At 62.4% G+C, this 16,491-nt stretch carries 16 protein-coding genes, 1 tRNA gene and 2 pseudogenes; 13 read left to right on the top strand and 6 right to left on the bottom strand.

Annotated elements, in window-relative coordinates; genetic code table 11:
• Positions 1-14 precede the first annotated feature (14 nt).
• From FIV09_RS10330 to FIV09_RS20745, 5 genes are all read left to right on the top strand, one after another.
• The gene (locus FIV09_RS10330) at positions 15-989 is read left to right on the top strand and encodes an ABC transporter permease (protein ID WP_152449862.1); all 975 of its coding nucleotides are present in this window, start codon (positions 15-17) and stop codon (positions 987-989) included.
• A gap of 13 nt (positions 990-1,002) precedes the next feature.
• Entirely contained in the window at positions 1,003-2,004 is a 1,002-nt protein-coding gene (locus FIV09_RS10325; RefSeq protein ID WP_152449861.1) for an ABC transporter permease, read from the top strand.
• Positions 2,001-3,512 carry a sugar ABC transporter ATP-binding protein gene (locus FIV09_RS10320; RefSeq protein WP_152449860.1) on the top strand — a complete coding sequence of 504 codons (1,512 nt, stop codon included), beginning with the start codon at positions 2,001-2,003 and terminating at the stop codon, positions 3,510-3,512. The genes FIV09_RS10325 and FIV09_RS10320 overlap by 4 nt, the downstream gene beginning before the upstream one ends.
• A 77-nt stretch (positions 3,513-3,589) precedes the next feature.
• A complete protein-coding gene (locus tag FIV09_RS10315; RefSeq protein ID WP_152449859.1) occupies positions 3,590-4,456 on the top strand; it encodes a fumarylacetoacetate hydrolase family protein in 867 nt (288 codons plus the stop codon).
• Between the two features lie 355 nt (positions 4,457-4,811).
• Positions 4,812-5,204 carry a GFA family protein gene (locus FIV09_RS20745; protein ID WP_152449858.1) on the top strand — a complete coding sequence of 131 codons (393 nt, stop codon included), beginning with the start codon at positions 4,812-4,814 and terminating at the stop codon, positions 5,202-5,204.
• Between the two features lie 107 nt (positions 5,205-5,311).
• On the opposite strand, the gene FIV09_RS10305 is transcribed toward FIV09_RS20745, so the two are convergent.
• Together FIV09_RS10305 and FIV09_RS10300 are read right to left on the bottom strand one after the other, a co-directional pair.
• On the bottom strand, positions 5,312-5,551 hold the full coding sequence (locus FIV09_RS10305; RefSeq protein ID WP_216646422.1) for a YdeI/OmpD-associated family protein: 240 nt from the start codon (positions 5,549-5,551) through the stop codon (positions 5,312-5,314).
• Positions 5,552-5,697: 146 nt separating this feature from the next.
• Complete coding sequence (locus FIV09_RS10300; protein WP_152449857.1) at positions 5,698-6,435, bottom strand: endonuclease/exonuclease/phosphatase family protein; 738 nt, start codon at positions 6,433-6,435, stop codon at positions 5,698-5,700.
• A gap of 594 nt (positions 6,436-7,029) precedes the next feature.
• On the opposite strand from FIV09_RS10300, the gene FIV09_RS10295 reads away from it, so the two are divergent.
• Genes FIV09_RS10295 through FIV09_RS10285 form a run of 3 tightly spaced genes read left to right on the top strand, consistent with a single transcriptional unit; the run spans position 7,030 to position 10,362 of the window.
• Positions 7,030-8,247, top strand: a complete 1,218-nt coding sequence (locus FIV09_RS10295; protein ID WP_152449856.1) for an ABC transporter substrate-binding protein — start codon at positions 7,030-7,032, stop codon at positions 8,245-8,247.
• 22 nt (positions 8,248-8,269) lie between these two features.
• Positions 8,270-9,289 carry a carbohydrate ABC transporter permease gene (locus tag FIV09_RS10290; RefSeq protein WP_152449855.1) on the top strand — a complete coding sequence of 340 codons (1,020 nt, stop codon included), beginning with the start codon at positions 8,270-8,272 and terminating at the stop codon, positions 9,287-9,289.
• A complete protein-coding gene (locus FIV09_RS10285) occupies positions 9,286-10,362 on the top strand; it encodes a carbohydrate ABC transporter permease (protein ID WP_254702202.1) in 1,077 nt (358 codons plus the stop codon). Before FIV09_RS10290 ends, FIV09_RS10285 begins: the two co-directional genes overlap by 4 nt.
• A 359-nt stretch (positions 10,363-10,721) precedes the next feature.
• Here FIV09_RS10285 and FIV09_RS10280 read toward each other — a convergent pair whose 3' ends face one another.
• The 3 genes and pseudogenes from FIV09_RS10280 to FIV09_RS20625 all read right to left on the bottom strand — a co-directional run.
• The gene (locus FIV09_RS10280) at positions 10,722-11,816 is read right to left on the bottom strand and encodes a histidine kinase dimerization/phosphoacceptor domain -containing protein (RefSeq protein ID WP_216646953.1); all 1,095 of its coding nucleotides are present in this window, start codon (positions 11,814-11,816) and stop codon (positions 10,722-10,724) included.
• Positions 11,817-12,018: 202 nt separating this feature from the next.
• Positions 12,019-12,183 (bottom strand): annotated as a pseudogene (locus FIV09_RS20630) (DUF6552 family protein); the annotation flags it as partial.
• Positions 12,175-12,474 (bottom strand): annotated as a pseudogene (locus FIV09_RS20625) (SDR family oxidoreductase); the annotation flags it as partial. The pseudogenes FIV09_RS20625 and FIV09_RS20630, both read right to left, overlap by 9 nt.
• Between FIV09_RS20625 and FIV09_RS20620 the strand changes: the two are divergent.
• Entirely contained in the window at positions 12,428-12,715 is a 288-nt protein-coding gene (locus FIV09_RS20620) for a LysR substrate-binding domain-containing protein (RefSeq protein ID WP_254702201.1), read from the top strand. The pseudogene FIV09_RS20625 and the gene FIV09_RS20620 overlap by 47 nt on opposite strands.
• The gene (locus tag FIV09_RS20615) at positions 12,712-13,032 is read left to right on the top strand and encodes a LysR substrate-binding domain-containing protein (protein ID WP_254702200.1); all 321 of its coding nucleotides are present in this window, start codon (positions 12,712-12,714) and stop codon (positions 13,030-13,032) included. Before FIV09_RS20620 ends, FIV09_RS20615 begins: the two co-directional genes overlap by 4 nt.
• A gap of 304 nt (positions 13,033-13,336) precedes the next feature.
• Here FIV09_RS20615 and FIV09_RS10265 read toward each other — a convergent pair.
• Positions 13,337-13,413: transfer RNA gene (locus FIV09_RS10265), tRNA-Ile, on the bottom strand.
• A gap of 115 nt (positions 13,414-13,528) precedes the next feature.
• On the opposite strand from FIV09_RS10265, the gene purM reads away from it, so the two are divergent.
• From purM to rnd, 3 genes are all read left to right on the top strand, one after another.
• The gene (purM, locus tag FIV09_RS10260) at positions 13,529-14,575 is read left to right on the top strand and encodes a phosphoribosylformylglycinamidine cyclo-ligase (RefSeq protein ID WP_152449852.1); all 1,047 of its coding nucleotides are present in this window, start codon (positions 13,529-13,531) and stop codon (positions 14,573-14,575) included.
• A complete protein-coding gene (purN, locus tag FIV09_RS10255) occupies positions 14,572-15,159 on the top strand; it encodes a phosphoribosylglycinamide formyltransferase (protein ID WP_152449851.1) in 588 nt (195 codons plus the stop codon). The genes purM and purN overlap by 4 nt, the downstream gene beginning before the upstream one ends.
• 83 nt (positions 15,160-15,242) lie before the next feature.
• Positions 15,243-16,406, top strand: a complete 1,164-nt coding sequence (gene rnd, locus FIV09_RS10250; RefSeq protein ID WP_152449850.1) for a ribonuclease D — start codon at positions 15,243-15,245, stop codon at positions 16,404-16,406.
• Positions 16,407-16,491: the final 85 nt, after the last annotated feature.

The raw sequence follows: 16,491 nt of genomic DNA, 5'->3' as shown, positions 1-16,491 counted from the left end.
CAAGGGAGGACAAGATGAAAACACTGACCAAGCAACAGGTCGGCAGCATGCTGGCCAAGGAGGGCATCCTCATTGCCTTCGCGATCTTCATGATCGCCTTCGCTCTGGCCAGCCCGAAATTCCTGAGTGTCGACAACATCTTCAGCGTCGTGCGGTCCTCGGCCATCCTCGGGGTCATGGCGCTTGGCGTGACCTTCGTGGTGATCAGCGGCAACCTCGATCTCTCGGTGGGGTCGATGATGTCGTTCTCGACCATCGTGGTTCTCGACCTGCACGACAAGATCGGTCCGGCCCTCGCCATTCCCGCAATGTTCGCCATGACGCTCTGCATCGGGGCCTTCATCGGGTTTCTCGTAGGCTATCTCAGGCTTAATTCGTTGATCGTGACGCTTGGCATGTTGTCCGCCATTCACGGCCTGACGCTGACCTATTCCGGCGGCCAGAACATGGATATCGCCGACAAGGAGGGCACCTGGTTCAGTTTCTTCGGGCAGGGCGCGGTTCTGGGAATACCCGTACCGATCGCGATCTTTCTCCTGCTTGCCGCGGGCCTTGGTTTGACGCTTTCGAAGACGGCCTTCGGGCGCAAGGTCTATGCGGTGGGCGGCAATGGCACCGCGGCCACCTTCTCGGGCATCCGGCGCGCGCGTACTGTCTTCACCTGCTACCTCATCTCCGCAGGCTGTGTGGCTGTGGCGGGTCTTATCCAGGCCAGCCGGTCGCTCGGCTCGCAAAACACCGTGGGCCAGGGGCTTGAGCTTGAGGTCCTCGCGGCCGTCATACTTGGCGGCGCATCACTTCTCGGCGGGTCCGGCACGGTCTTCAAGACGCTGATCGGCGTGCTGATCCTGGGCTTCATCCAGAACGGTCTGCTGCTTCTGGGGCTGCCCTTCTACGTCCAGTTCGTCGTCACCTGGATCATCATCATCCTTGCGGTCTGGCTCGATATCGCGGCCAAGCGCGGCAAGCTCTGGTCGCCCATCGCCTGAGGGAGGAAACATCATGCAACCCGGCGCAGTGTCCAAAGCCCTGAAAAGCGGCGCGATCTGGGGCTTCATCGTCCTCGAGCTGATTTTCTTCTCGGTGGCGGGCGAGTTCATGGCCATCACCGACCAGGCCTTCATGGATCTCGACAACATGCTGCTTCTGCTGAAGCAGTCGGCCCCGATCGGCATCATCGCGATGGGCATGACGATCGTGATGGTGAACGGGAATATCGACCTCTCGGTCGGTGCGACCTTCGCCATCGCCGCGATTGTCCTTCTCGATTCCATGACGTGGCCGATCTTCGCAGGCCTGGGCGATTGGGTGATCCCCGTCTCCTGGCTGCTGGCGCTTCTGGTCGGCACGGCCCTTGGCGCGCTCAACGGTCTGATCGTCTGGAAGACGGGAGTCGATGCCTTCATCGTCACGCTGGGCGCGATGCTGGGCTATCGCGGCATCGTCTTCATGTTCAACGGCGAGAACCCGACGAGCCACCTGAACTGGACGTTGGTGGACTTCGCCGAGGCGGAGTTCCTCGGGCTCGCCACCGCGTCGTGGTTCCTGCTGGCGGTTACGGTGCTGATGTGGCTTCTGATGACGCGCACCGTGCATGGCCGTAACGCCTATGCGATTGGCGACAACCGCGAAGCGGCGGTCAATGCGGGCATCCGCGTCGGCCCGCACATGATGATCAACTTCGCGATCATCGGCTTCCTGGCGGCCCTGTCTGCGGTGGTCTTCTATTCGGAAAGCGGGTCGGTGAACCCCAATGACGGGCAACTCTACGAGCTGTGGGTCATCACGGCGGTCGTCCTGGGCGGCACCAAGATCACCGGGGGCGCGGGATCGGTCATCGGCACCTTCGGCGGCGTCATCGCAATTCAGCTTCTGCGCAAGGGTCTGGGCCATATTGGCGCGGATACCTCGACGGTGAACCTCGTGATCGGCCTCATCCTGATCGCGGTTCTGTTCCTCGACCGTCAACTCAACATCAAGGGCAAGGAGGCCCTGCGGGTATGAGCGAGATGAAACCGGTCCTTCAACTCGACGGAATCGTCAAAACCTTTCCCGGTGTGCGGGCGCTCGATGGTGTGTCCTTCTCGGTCATGCCGGGCGAGGTCCACGCCCTGATGGGCGAGAACGGCGCGGGCAAATCCACCCTCATGAAAGTGCTGGGCGGCATTCATCAGCCCGATGGCGGCACTATCTACATGGGCGAGGAGGCCGTGGTGATGTCCGGTCCGCTCGAGGCGAAGGCCAAGGGTATCGTCTTCATCCACCAGGAACTGAGCCTCGCCGAGGAACTGACCGTCGCCGAGAACATCTATCTCGGCGAATTGCCGCGAAAGTCTTTCGGTCGGGTCGACTGGGCGAAGCTGTCCGATCAGACCAATGCCATCTTGAAGAAGCTCAATGTCGGCTTCGATGCCCGCACCCGTGTCGGAGATCTCTCGATCGCGAACCAGCAGATGGTCGAAATCGCCCGCGCGCTGACCGTCGACGCGAAGGCCGTGATCTTCGACGAGCCGACCGCATCTCTGACGGATGCGGAAAAAGTCGTGCTCTTCGACGTGATCGCGGATCTTCAGAAAGAGGGCGTCGGGATCATCTACATCTCTCACCGGATGGAGGAGATCTTCAAGATCACCGACCGCATCACGGTGCTGCGCGACGGGCAATACCAGGGCACGGTCAACACCGCCGACACCAACGAGGAAGCGGTCACCCAACTCATGATCGGTCGCAAGCTCGATCTGACCCGAAACGAGACGCATCACGAGTTGGGCGGCATCGCGCTCGAGGTGACGGGGCTGAGCTGCGGCAAGCTCTACCAGGATGTCGGTTTCCATGTGCGCCGCGGGGAAGTCCTGGGCTTTTACGGCCTTGTCGGGGCCGGCCGCACGGAAATCGCCGAGACCCTGTTCGGCCTGCGCACGCCCTCCGAGGGGACCATCCTTCTCGACGGGCAGGAGGTCCGCATCAGCTCGCCTGCCGATGCGATCTCGAAGGGGATCAGTCTAGTGCCGGAAGACCGCAAGGGGCAGGGGCTCGTGCTTGGCATGAACTGCCGGGACAACATGACTCTGCCGCAGGTTGACGATCTGAAAGCGGGCCCCTTCGTCGCGGAAGGGGCGGAAATCGCGATCTTCGATCAGTACCGCGACCGGCTCGACATTCGCACGCCGGGTTGGAAGCAGAAGGTCGGGAACCTTTCCGGGGGCAATCAACAGAAGATCGTCATCGGCAAATGGCTCTCCATGCACCCCAATGTGCTGATCGTGGACGAACCGACCCGTGGCATCGACGTGGGCTCCAAATCCGAGATCCACAAGCTTCTGCGCGCGCTCGCGGCGCAGGGCTATGCCGTGATCGTCATCAGCTCGGAGATGCCCGAGGTGCTGCACGTGTCCGATCGCATCGTGGCGATGTATTCCGGACGCGTGATGCGGACCTTCACCTCCGAAGAAGTGACAGAGGACAGCCTGATCCAGGCGATCTCCGGGCTTGGCGGTGATCGGGCTGCCTGAGCTGATTGCCAGCCCCTGACCGGAACGCAGATGGCGGATCGGTCGGAGCGGAAGACAAACAAAGGAAAGAAAGCACTATGAAACTTGTACGTTACGGCGCGCAGGGCGCCGAGAAGCCGGGCCTGATCGACGCAACAGGCCGCGTCCGCGATCTGTCGGGCGTGGTGCCAGATATCGCGGGCGACACGCTTCGCCGCGCGGGCCTCCGCGCGCTTCATGACCTCGATATCGAAAGCCTCCCCCTGGTCGACGGCACCCCGCAGGAGGACCTGCGTCTCGGCGCCTGCGTGGGCAAAATCGGCAAGTTCATCTGCATCGGTCTGAACTACGCCGATCATGCCGAAGAGGCCGGGATGCCGATCCCGCCCGAGCCGATCATCTTCAACAAGTGGACCTCCGCGGTCTGCGGGCCGAACGACGCGATCCAGATCCCCCGCGGCTCGGTCAAGACCGACTGGGAGGTGGAGCTGGGCATCGTGATCGGCGAGCCGGGCGCCTATATCGACGAGGCCCAAGCGATGGACCACGTGGCAGGCTACTGCGTCATCAACGACGTCTCCGAACGCGAGTATCAGCTCGAGCGGGCCGGAACCTGGGACAAGGGCAAGGGCTGCGATACCTTCGGCCCGACGGGCCCATGGCTCGTGACGCCCGACGAGATCGGCAATGTCGACGATCTGGAGATGTGGCTCGACGTGGACGGTGAGCGGATGCAGAGCGGCAATACTGCGACGCTCATCTTCAAGGTGCCCGAGTTGATCGCCTATTGCAGCCGGTTCATGAGCCTGCAGCCGGGTGACGTCATTTCCACCGGAACGCCTCCGGGGGTCGGCATGGGGTTCAAACCACCGCGCTATCTGAAAGGAGGCGAGGTCGTGACGCTGGGGATCGCTGGTCTGGGCGCGCAGAGCTCACCTGTGCTGCCCGACAATTCGACGGCCTGACGAAAGGGGCCATGCGGGCAGGGCCGGTCGCAGCGCAGGTCCTCCAACTTGCGACTGGCATTCAGAGCCCGAAATCGGTTGTGTTGTTCTGCGCTGGTTTCTGAGGAGCGTGGCCGGTCATCCCGCGGGTGCAGCATCCATGTCCATTTCGGCCTGGTCATGACGGCCGCGTTTTGCTCACTGTGGCTACCGTCTTCGAGCATTCTATTTTGAACCGGACACAAGTGCTGCGCTTGCAAGCTGCCCTGGGGACATCGTCATGAAACAGTCCGGAGAACGGGGAATTTGCAAGCCGCGCGTGTGACATGAGGCAGGAAGCCGACACGAAAAATAGAGATCTCGGGGGCGATTACGCATGCAATACAGTGGTGGCTGCGCTTGCGGAGCTCTTCGATATCACGTCCAGAACTCCCCGTTTTCGTCGGTGCATTGCCATTGTGAAAGTTGCCGAAAGGCGACCGGATCGCCAATGACGAGTTATTTTGGCGTGGGTCGGGCGCAAGTCTCATGGGACGGTTCGCGCAGTTTCTACAACTCCTCGTCAGGTGTCACTCGCGGGTTTTGCGGTCATTGTGGCACGCCGATGCTTTACATGTGCACCCGCTGGCCCGGAGAAATTCATCTCTTCGCTGCAACCTTGGATGATCCGACACTCTACAAGCCAACTGCCCATGTGCATTGGGCAGAGCGTGTGCCGTGGTTAACTGTGCATGATGGACTGCCAAGATATGATGGCCGCGCAGAATGATGCTCGATTGCGTATCAGAAGGCATCAAGCCGGGCCTGAGCGGGCCCTCATACCAATCTCGGCGGACTTGCCTTTGACGTCGCGAATTGCCGCCATTGACGCATTCATCAGTTGTCGGAGCGTCGCCCGGCCCGCCAATCCATCTTCATGTAGACATCGCCCGCTTTGAGCTCTCGAAGCATTTGATCGAGGCGCTTCTGCTTCGTCTCTTCACGTTTCGCAGAATTTATCCAACCGATATAGTCATTGCGCTGATACCACGGGCGTTGGTCGTAGCGGTCTTTCAAGCCCTCCAATTCCAGGGCTCGTCGAACGAATTCGGGCATCGCGTGTGCGGGGCGTTTCAAACCGGCTCCTCTCTTCTGCATCACGATAGCATGCAATTGCTGAAACCTCGTGATCTTCCATCGGGCGCCGTTCTGAACGTCCAACCGAGATGGGGCGGGGGTCACCTTGCGGCGGTATCAAGCTTTGCTCGCAGGCGCGGGTTTCCTTATCCGGCCAACGCAATTCTGGCGCGCAAGGGTCTGTGGTCCGAACATGACCGAATGCCCGGCCCGTCGAGTACTTGCGCCTCGTGAACGCTGTCAGGAACGTCCGTCAATATTCGGTCGAGGGGCAAAACCGGGCGTCCCACCGGGAACGTCGCTCTTGCGGGCCCGGTGAGAGGTGTCCCGATCAGACGGGGCGAGAAAGCCAATCCGCCCCAGGGCCGCCATTCGTTGAGATCGCCCAGCAGGATCGTCTGCATCTTCGGCCGACGAAAGATATACTGACCGAGCGTGCGCATCTGGACGAGCCTCAGCGGCTGCCACAGGGATAGATGGGTAGATATGATGCGCAGGGCGCTACCTCCCCGGTCCACCTCGAGAGCGACGGCACCACGATGGCAATGGCCCGGTAGATCGATCATGTCCACGTGGTGGACCGACCAGTCGGCTCGCAAGAAAAGGACAGTGCCAAGAAAGCCGTGGCTGTGTTCGCTCCATCGATGCCTCGGATTTGTCTGAGCATGAACGAGGCCCGTCACATGCTGAACCGCCTCCGGATCGAGAATTCCCGCGTGAGGCGGCGTTTCCTCGTCCGCCTCCTGCAGGGCAAGAATATCGAGGTCTTTCCGCGGGCAGACTTCCTGCTCGAGCGCCCGGAGGGTTCGCACAGGATCGACTTGCCCGTCGGCTCCCCGGCCTCGGTGAATATTCCAAGACACTGCTGTGCACAGAAGTTTCATCAGGTCTTCACGTCTTTCCCGGCATTGATCGAATTCCGGGATACAGGTCCGTGCAGATGTCGGAAAGAATGGGGCAGACCAACCACTGCCGCTTCGAACAAGAGCGGACGGACCCTCATGTTTTCAGCAATTTTCATCTAAGCCTCTTGCGGTCAGCGATTGCGGTTTTCCGCGCCTATTCCGGTCCCTGATTGCCCGAATAGCGCATTGATTTGCTGCTGCAGATAGCGAACGCTCGGCTTTCGTCACATAAAATCATCGGAGCCCTGTCCGCCCCAAAACGCGCGACGGGATGTCTTCGACGACATCGATATATCTACACCCCGAAGCTCAAGCAGGCCCGGAACGGAATGCTGTCGCCCCGCGCTTGAACGGATCGGCAGCGTCGGTCTGGCGTGCGGATATCGATGGAGGGGCAGGGCTGGCTCAGCCCGTTCCGGAAGGCCCGAGAGGCTTTGCGTCTGGACAGGTTCCTCACCGCGTCTATCTCACCGGGACATGCAGCTGAAACGGCGTCTATCGGCACCGTATATGGCAGATTTCCAGATTGATATTTTGCAGCCCCCCGGGCTGCGATCGCCTGAAGAAGGATGAATGGATTTGCGTACACTTTCTCTCGCCGCCTTGACGTTTACTGTCGCTTCCTCGGCGCATGCCGCTTGTGATTTCGAAAACGATGTCGAGATACGGGCCCTGACCGCGGGCTTTCAGGCATGGAAATCTGCAACAGCGGCAATGGCGGCCTGCGGGAATTTCGAGGCTGAGCTTGATCAGGAATTCCGTGTGAAGCAACCGGCGGCGTTCGCGGCTGATCCCGCCCTGTATCAGCTCGGCGGTGTTGCAAACGGCACGCTGACCCCCTTGGTGCAAGCAGGCACGATCCGCCCTCTGGACGATCTGGTCGCGCAATACGGGCAGGATCTGACCGAGAACCAGTTGATCCGCGTGGACGGTCAGATCATGGCGATTGCCATGATGGTGAATGCGCAGCACATCATGTACCGCAGCGATATCTTCGAAGAGCTTGGCCTGTCCGCGCCTGAAACCTGGGAAGAGGTCCTCGCCGCGTCGGCGGAGATCCAAGAGAGCGGGGAGATGGAATACCCGCTCGGTATGACGTTCAATGCCGGCTGGTCACTGGGCCAGGAATTCAACAACATCTTTGCGGGCTTCGGTGGCGAGCACTTCGACGCAGATGGCGGACCGGCGGTCGATGGGGAGGCCGGGCGTCAGACCCTGTCGCTCATGCGCGATCTGACCGAATACATGGATCCGGAATTCTTCTCCGCCGATGCCACGGCCGTTCAACGCAAGATGCAGCAGGGCGAGATCGCAATCGCGCAGCTTTGGGCCAGCCGGGCAAGTGCGATGGACGATCCGGCGGAAAGCACTGTCGTCGGCAACGTGGCGCTCGCTGCCGCGCCGCGTGCCATGCCCGATGGGCCAGCCTCGGCAACCTTGTTCTGGGATGGCATCGTCATCCCGACCAATATCACCGACGAAGAGGCTGAAGCCGCCTTTCGGGTCGCCCTGGAGGGCATCGACCGGGAGACTGCCGATGCCAATCGCGATGATGCCGTGTGGCTCGCGAAAGGGCACGAATATGGACCGCTCGCCGAGGGTGTCGTGGCGACCGTCTCCAATGGGGCGGCGCCCTATCCATCGACGCCTCGTATGGGGCTGATGCATGGTGCCATCTCTCGCGCGGTCGGCGCGTTCCTGGCCGGTGATCTCGAACTCGATGCCGCATTGAGCCAGATCGAAAGCGATTATCGCGAGCGTGCCGTGGAGGCCGGGCTGCTGGACGGCTGAGCCGTTGGCTGGCTGAAGCGCCATGTCCACACGTGCTCTCTGGGCCTTCGTCGCGCCCTCGATCCTGATGATGGTGCTGTGTATCGGCGTGCCGCTCGTTCTGGTGTTCGGCCAGAGCATGCATCAGACAAGGACCGTGTTCGAGACGGTCGAGATCGAGCGCTGCACGCCCGGCTTTCCGCAGCCGCGCTGCGAGACCGCGACGGAGCAGCGTGCGGTTGCGGGACCGGATGGCGCGCCGTTGCGCGAGAGGGTTTTCGTCGGCGGCGAGAACTACGCGAGCATCGTGCGGCCGGACCGGATCGCCGAAGCAATCGAGACGGCTGACCCGACGCAACTGAGCGGTGTGGAGTTCTGGTCGGCCTTGCGCTTCACCTTGACCTTCACGCTTCTCACGCAACCCTTCGTCGTGGCACTCGGCCTCGCCGTGGCACTGGCGACAGAGGCGACGGTACCAAGGCTGCGGGGTATGGTCACCTTCGCCGCGCTGCTTCCCTTCGTCATCACCCCCATTATCGGTGCCTTGTCCGTGCGCTGGCTGTTCATCGGGGACGGCGTTCTGACCGCCGCCCTGGAACGGCTCACAGGGACCGAACTCGCCTTGTTTGCGCAAGGCTGGACGCTCGAAGCGCTCATGATGCTCTACCGGGTCTGGAGCACGACGCCGTTCGCCTTCATCGTGTTCTATGCAGGCCTGCGGACCGTGGACCAATCGCTTCTCGAGGCTGCGACGATCGATGGCGCGAACCGCTGGCAGCGGCTCAGATATGTCACGATCCCCCACCTGGCGCCGCTGATCCTGTTCGTGACGTTGATCGGCCTGATGGACGGCTACCGCGTCTATGAGGAAATCGTCGGGTTTTCCGCGGCGCCAAGGGTCGTGTCGCTGCAATGGATCACCGTGGAATATCTGACCCCGGACGAAACCGGGAACCGCGCGGTCGGCCGGGCGTCTGCAAGCGCGGCCCTGACCGTTGCTGGCGTCATGGTCCTTCTCACGCCGGCCCTCGTACGCTTCTGGCGGGAAAGGAGACGCGCATGACGGACGTGATCGATGCGCCGCCCGGCTCTCGCCGTGGCTTTGTGCTGCGGGCCGTGGTGGTGGTTTTCATGCTCGGCTGGCTGTGCTTTGCGCTCTTTCCGATCCTGTGGGTTGCGTTGATGAGCCTGCGTCTGCCCGTGGACGCCCTTTCGTCCAATCCTTGGGATGTGCTTCTCGGACCGCAGACTGCAGCAGCACGCGGAGGTCCTTCGGGCTTGGCGTTGATCGCGGCGCTGACGGCGGCCTTGGCGGGGCTGTGGTTTGCGCCACGCTCGCGCGCGGTCGCGGTCGTTTTCGTCATTCTGGCCGCCGGAGCGCTTGTCGCGGGCTTCGGCGGTGCGCCGATTTGGGGCGTCACGTTCGAACATTACCGGGCCGTATGGATCGGCGACCGGTTCTACGAGAACCTGATGAACTCGGCGCTGGTGACCGCAGGTGTCGTGGCGATTTCCCTGACGGTCGGGAGCCTTGCCGGATACGCGCTCTCGCGCATGAGCGGCCGCCTGGCACTGATGGTGCTGATCGCGGCGCTTGCGCTTCGGGCGCTGCCGCATTCGGTCATCGTGGCCGGTTATCTGCCCCTTTTCGTGGAGAGCCGGGCATTGCTTGCCCCGATATTCGGAGATGCGGCCCCGACCCTTTACGGCCAGCCCTGGGCCGTCATCGTCGTCCTCGTCGCGATCAACCAGCCGTTCACGATCTGGATGATGCAGAGCTTCTTTCGCAACGTGCCGGTGGAGTTGGACGAGGCGGCCGTGATCGACGGCTGCTCACCGCTGCAGGTCTTCCGCCATATCATGGTGCCTGTCATGTGGCCCGGCGTGTTGACGGCAGGTGTCTTCAGTTTTCTGTTGGCGTATAACGATTATCTGGTCTGCGCCCTGTTGCTGGACGCACAAAGCCAGACGATGGTGCCTGCCATCACGCAGTACTTCAATCGTGAGACCACGGCCACGGACCAGATGCGCGCCATCGCCGCCGCGGTCTCCATAACGCTGCCGCTGATCGCGCTCACGCTCGCGTTCCAGCGCCAGTTGGTCGATGGCCTGACCGCCGGCGCCGTGAAGGGGTGACATGGTCTTTGCGGGTGTCGTGATCGCGACGTTGTAGGTTGGATCTCAGTCGCGACTGAGGCGTGCGGCACCCGGGCACGAAATCGTCTCTGTCGCCGAAAGCGTTCAATCTGCGATACGCACGAGGTCCGTGGCCTCGTCAGATCGACCCACACGATAACTGCGGGAAAGCTGCATCGTGAAATCTATGGTGACATCGAAAGGGGGACTTGGCGCGGGCCAAAAGCCTAGGACTACGCGCCCGTTACGGGCCAGCCGGTGCAGATGCACATTGAACCGCACGAGCTCGGCAGCAGGCCAATCCGTTAAGATTGCCCAGTGCTGGCCGAATGCTGTCGTGTCGTCTTGTAGACGCGACCCTAAAGAGATTGTGGTTCGAACCGCAGGATCGCGACGACACCATCCTCGCCATTGCGGAGGTCGAGCTCGGTTTCGAGCTCCATGCAGACGACCTCGGCAATCTTCATACCCAAACCGACATGAGAGGTCGTAGAGACGTCCTGGAGGCCAATGCCGGTGTCCGAACAGACGAGTTCGACGAGGTGATCCTCGGTCCTGGTCAATTGAACGCGGACGACACCTTTCTCGCCATTGGGAAAGCCGTGCTTGTAGGAATTCGCGATGAACTCGTTTAGGTAGGTGCCGACAGCCGCAGCCTGCTGGGGCGACACGGTGATCGGTACGGTTTCGACCATGAGCTCAACTCCGTGGGGCGCAAAGCTGGCAAGATGGGCGCAGACCCTTTGAATGAACGCCCCAAGGTCGACCGAACTGTGCTCGTCTGTGCGATAGAGTTGCTCATGCAGATGGCTGAGCGCGTCGATACGCGTGCCCACCATCGTCAAAGCCAGCTTGGCGTCCTCCGACGCAAACGCCCTCCGTTGAAAGCGGGTGAAGGACGAAAGCGATTGAAGCGAGTTCTTGACCCTGTGATCCACTTCCCGACGGAGCACATCAGCCGTGCGCAAGGCTTTTCGGGACTCGAGTAGCGCCATGACCTGGCGGGACAGAACCCGCAATGTATCCCGCTGCAGGGCCGTGAGTTGCCGGGGTTCGTAGTCCAGGATGCAAAGCGTGCCGAGGGGCAATCCTTCATCCGTTCTCAGAAGCGCGCCCGCATAGAACCGCAGGCCGGGCTCGCCGCAGCAGAGCGGGTTATCCTGCATCCGAGGATCATTGAGCGTGTCCCGGATTTCGACGAAGTCTTCTTCGAGGATGACATGCGCGCAGAGCGACGTGGCCAGCGGGGTCTCCCGAACGCCGAGGCCAGTTTCCGCTTTGAACCATTGGCGCTCGGCGTCGATGAAGTTGATCACCGAGATCGCGGTGCCGCAGGTGGCCGCTGCCAGCTTCACGATTTCATCGAAGTCGCGTTCCGGGTCAGTGTCGAGAACTTCGAATGAATGCAGCGCCGCAAGCCGTGCCTGTTGGAGTGGATGAGGTGCAGCCTCCACCTGGGGGGATTCCTTAATGCATAAAAGGCCAACATACTCGGCCATGAGCCGAAAGCAAAATGCCGAAATCAAGCCAATTCAGGGCAACGGCGACCAACCATTTCGGGCAGGCAAAACCCGGTTTCTTTCAGATAATCAATATACGATGCCCCGCCTGCGATCGACACTTCATCATATGTGCGGGCCATCTTGACCGCTCCGGTCATTGAGTGGCCATCCCCACCAGCATGGTGCCAAGAGCGACGAAGTGGATCAGCATGATCGCCTTGTCGTTCCACAGCAGACCGACGATCAGCCAGCCCAGAACGCCGACGAGGAAGAGGTAGAGGTTCCAAGGCGTCCAGCCGAAACCGGTACCTGCGCCGCCGCTCTGCGTAATCAGCCGAATGGGACCGATCACGTTCAGAAGGTAGACATCGAGGCCCGCATGCCAGTCTTCGTCGGAGAATTCGATGATATCTCCCTTGGGGCCATGCCCGGCGGAGTTCACCAGGACATCAAAGCGCCCCCAACGGTCAACCGCGCCGTCAACGAGGCGTGCGAGATCCTCGACCGAGCGGTTCGATCCGGTGACGCCGAAGCCGCCGAGATCTTCGGCGAGCGCCTCTCCCTTGCCGGAGGATGACAGGACGCCGACCTTCGCGTCGAAGTGGCTCATTCCCCGGCTCGCGGAGTTCACCGACGCCCATCCCGGGATCGACCTGCGCATTACCGCCACCGAGCGCGTCGCGAGCTTTCATGCCGACGGGATCGACCTCGCGGTGCGGCAGGGACGGCCGTCCTTCGGGGCGAGCTTGCACGCAGATCTCCTGTTCCCGCAGGTGGTCATCGCCGTTTGCTCGCCCAACCTGATCGCCGGTCAAAATACCCCCTCGACGCGCATGTTTTGTCGCGCGTGACGCTTCTGCACGACTCGCATGATCTCTGGCCGAAGTTCTTTGATGCAGCCTTCGGCGGCGAGGTCGAGCTGTCGCGCGGACTTCGGTTCAACCAGACAACACTGACGATTGACGCGGCCCTGGCTGGACAGGGTATTGCCTTGGCAAGCCGTTTCCTCGTTCAGCGAGATCTGGAGGCCGGGCACCTTGTGCAGCCGCTCGACAACACTCTCGAAGGTGGTCTCGACTTCTATCTCCTGACGCCCCGACAAGGCGCTTCCGATGCCTCATTGCACGTGCGGGACTGGCTGCTCGGCATGTCGAACCAAGGCACCTAAACGGATCGACCGGTCTGTCGCAGGGAAGGCAGCGTTCGTGGCGCCTGACATTATTTTACTAGACGATCCTGCACGCAGCCACGCGTGAAAGGTTCGGTGTCGTTGTGCTTTCGCGGCGGTCCGCTGCATGGGCAGCAAGCAAGGCCTCTGAATGTTTGACCCAGGAGGCGTGTGAAACCGCGCCGCGCTTGCGAACGTAGATGTCTCAGACGTCCAACACAGCTTCTCAGGTTCACTGAACCTGAGATCAAGCCGCAAAACAGCCGTTTCGGCCCCGAATAGGCCCCGAATGGGCATTGTAAGCTGGTAGGCCCGGCAGGACTTGAACCCGCAACCAAAGCGTTATGAGCGCTCTGCTCTAACCAATTGAGCTACAGGCCCCCAGCACCTCTCCGAGTAGCAGACCGGTCATCCGGGTCAAGCGCGTCGTTGCAGGGCGCGCGGCGATGGGCTATCGCGAGCGCGAACGCAGACAGCCCCAGCGCGGAGAGCTCCGATGACCCAAGGCAAATCCCCGATCACCTATGCCGATGCAGGCGTGGACATCGACGCGGGCAACGCGCTTGTGGACCGGATCAAGCCCGCCGCGAAACGGACCGACCGGCCCGGCACCATGGCGGGCCTCGGCGGGTTCGGCGCGTTGTTCGACCTGAAGGCGGCGGGCTACACCGACCCGGTTCTGGTCGCCGCGACGGACGGGGTGGGCACCAAGCTGCGCATCGCCATCGACACGGGCAATTACGACAGCGTCGGCATCGATCTTGTCGCGATGTGCGTGAACGATCTCGTCTGTCAGGGCGCGGAGCCCTTGTTCTTTCTGGATTATTTCGCCACCGGCAAGCTTGAGCTCGATGCCGCTGCAACCGTGATCGAAGGCATCGCGGAGGGCTGTGAAGCGGCCAATACCGCCCTGATCGGCGGTGAGACCGCCGAGATGCCGGGCATGTATCCGCCCGGTGATTTCGACCTTGCAGGCTTTGCCGTGGGCGCGCTCGAGCGGGGCGCGGCGCTGCCCGCCGATGTGACCGAGGGCGACGTGCTTCTGGGGCTTGCCTCGAACGGGGTGCATTCCAACGGCTACAGCCTCGTGCGCAAGCTCGTCGAGCATTCGGGCCTCGGCTGGGACGCGAAATGCCCCTGGGGCGAGGGCACGCTGGGCGCGGCCCTGCTGGCGCCCACGCGGCTTTACGTGACGCCCTGCCTGTCGGCCATTCGGGCAGGCGGCGTGCATGCGCTGGCTCATATCACCGGCGGCGGGCTCACGGAGAACCTGCCGCGCGTTCTGCCTCAGAGCCTCGGGGCCGAGATCGACCTTGGCGCCTGGGATCTGCCGCCGGTCTTCGGCTGGCTGAAAGAGCAGGGCGCGCTGGACGCGGCCGAGATGCTAAAGACCTTCAATTGCGGCATCGGCATGGTGATGGTCGTCACGCCCGACCGCGCCCTCCGCATCGTCGAGGAGCTGTCCGCCGCGGGCGAGGAGGTCTGCGTGATCGGCCAGGTCGGGGGCGCGCCGGGCGTGCGCTATGCGGGCGATCTTGCATGAAGCGTGTCGCGGTGCTGATTTCCGGCGGCGGCTCGAACATGGTGGCGCTGGCTGAAAGCATGACGGGCGATCACCCCGCGCGCCCCGTTCTGGTGCTGGCCAACAGCGCCGATGCGGGCGGGCTGGAGAAGGCGCGCGCGATGGGGGTCGAGGCCGATTTCGTCGATCACCGCCCCTTCAAGGGGGATCGCGCGGCCTTTGAGCACGTGCTGCATGAGCGGCTGATGGCGGCCAATCCCGACATCCTCTGCCTTGCGGGTTTCATGCGCGTTCTGACCGAAGGATTCGTGTCGCGCTGGCAGGGCCGGATGCTGAACATTCACCCCTCGCTCCTGCCGAAATATCGCGGGCTGCACACCCATGCCCGCGCGATCGAGGCCGGGGATGCGGAACATGGCTGCACCGTGCACGAGGTCACGCCCGCGCTCGATGATGGTCCGATCCTGGGACAGGCACGCGTGCTGATCGAGCCGGGCGATACACCCGAGGCGCTGGCCGCCCGCGTGCTGGAGCAGGAGCATCGCCTCTATCCGGCCTGCCTGCGCCGCTTTGCCGCCGGAGATCGCAGCCGTCACGACATCTGACAGAGGGGACGGGCATCGCGCTCCATTGCATGCCGTGCATGTTCGGATAGTGTGCACGGATACAACACCTTTGAAAGGCCCGTATGCAGACGATCACCCGGACCGAAGAACTGGCGGCATTCTGCGCCCGCGCCCATGACGCGCCCTATGTGACGGTCGATACCGAGTTTCTGCGAGAGCGGACATATTACTCCAAGCTGTGCCTCGTGCAGCTTGCCCTGCCGCATGAGGGCGAAGGCGACGGCGATGCGGTCCTGGTCGATCCGCTTTCTGCGGATCTGTCGCTTGATCCGCTGGTGGCGCTCTTTCGCGACACCTCGGTCGTCAAGGTGTTCCACGCCGCGCGTCAGGATCTCGAGATCTTCTCGATCGAGTTCGGTGTCATCCCCGAGCCGCTTTTCGATACGCAAGTAGCGGCGATGGTCTGCGGTTTCGGCGAACAGGTGGGCTACGAGACGCTCGTGAAGCGGATCGCGCGCGCAAGCCTCGATAAATCCTCGCGGTTCACCGACTGGTCGCGCCGACCGCTGACCGACGCGCAGAAGACCTATGCGCTGGCCGATGTGACCCATCTGCGCAAGATCTACGAATTCCTTGAAAAGAAGCTGCGCGATACCGGGCGCCACCGCTGGGTGGCGGAGGAACTGGCGCTCCTGGGCGATCCCGCAACCTATGTGACCCATCCCGAGGATGCCTGGCGCCGGGTCAAGACCCGCAATACCAGCCCGCGTTTCCTCGCCATTCTGCGCGAGTTGGCCGCGTTCCGTGAAGCCTACGCGCAAGGGCGCAACGTGCCGCGCAACCGGGTCTACAAGGACGATGCGCTGGTGGAGCTTGCCGCGACGAAGCCCGCCAATTTCGAGGATCTCGGCCGCTCGCGCCTGTTGCTGCGCGAGGCGCGGAAAGGCGAAATCGCGCAAGGGATCCTCGATGCGGTGGCCCGCGGGCAGGCCATGCCCAAGGAGGAGCTGCCCAAGGTCGAGAACGGTCCCGACAAGGGACAGGTGAACCCGGCGCTGGCCGATCTCCTGCGGGTGCTTTTGAAGGCGCGCACGGAAAGCTCGGGCGTGGCGCCGAAACTGATTGCGCCCTCCTCCGATCTCGATGCGCTGGCCAGCGGCGCGCGCGATGTGGCGGCGCTAAAGGGCTGGCGGCGCGAGGTATTCGGCGAAGACGCGCTGCGGCTCTGCGAGGGGCGAATCGCACTGACCGCCGATGGCACGAAGGTCTCCGTGATCGAACTTTGAGCGGAGTGTCCCGCTTTCGAATGCCGCGCAAACGAGCGATCAAGGCCCGCCATCCCGGCGGGTCTTCTCTTTTCGGGGAGACTTG

Origin of the sequence: Roseivivax sp. THAF197b (assembly GCF_009363255.1) — a bacterium.
In the GTDB taxonomy this organism is placed as follows: domain Bacteria; phylum Pseudomonadota; class Alphaproteobacteria; order Rhodobacterales; family Rhodobacteraceae; genus Roseivivax.
The sequence above is the reverse complement of the archived record's forward strand: the minus strand, read 5'-3'. Positions and strand labels throughout refer to the sequence as shown.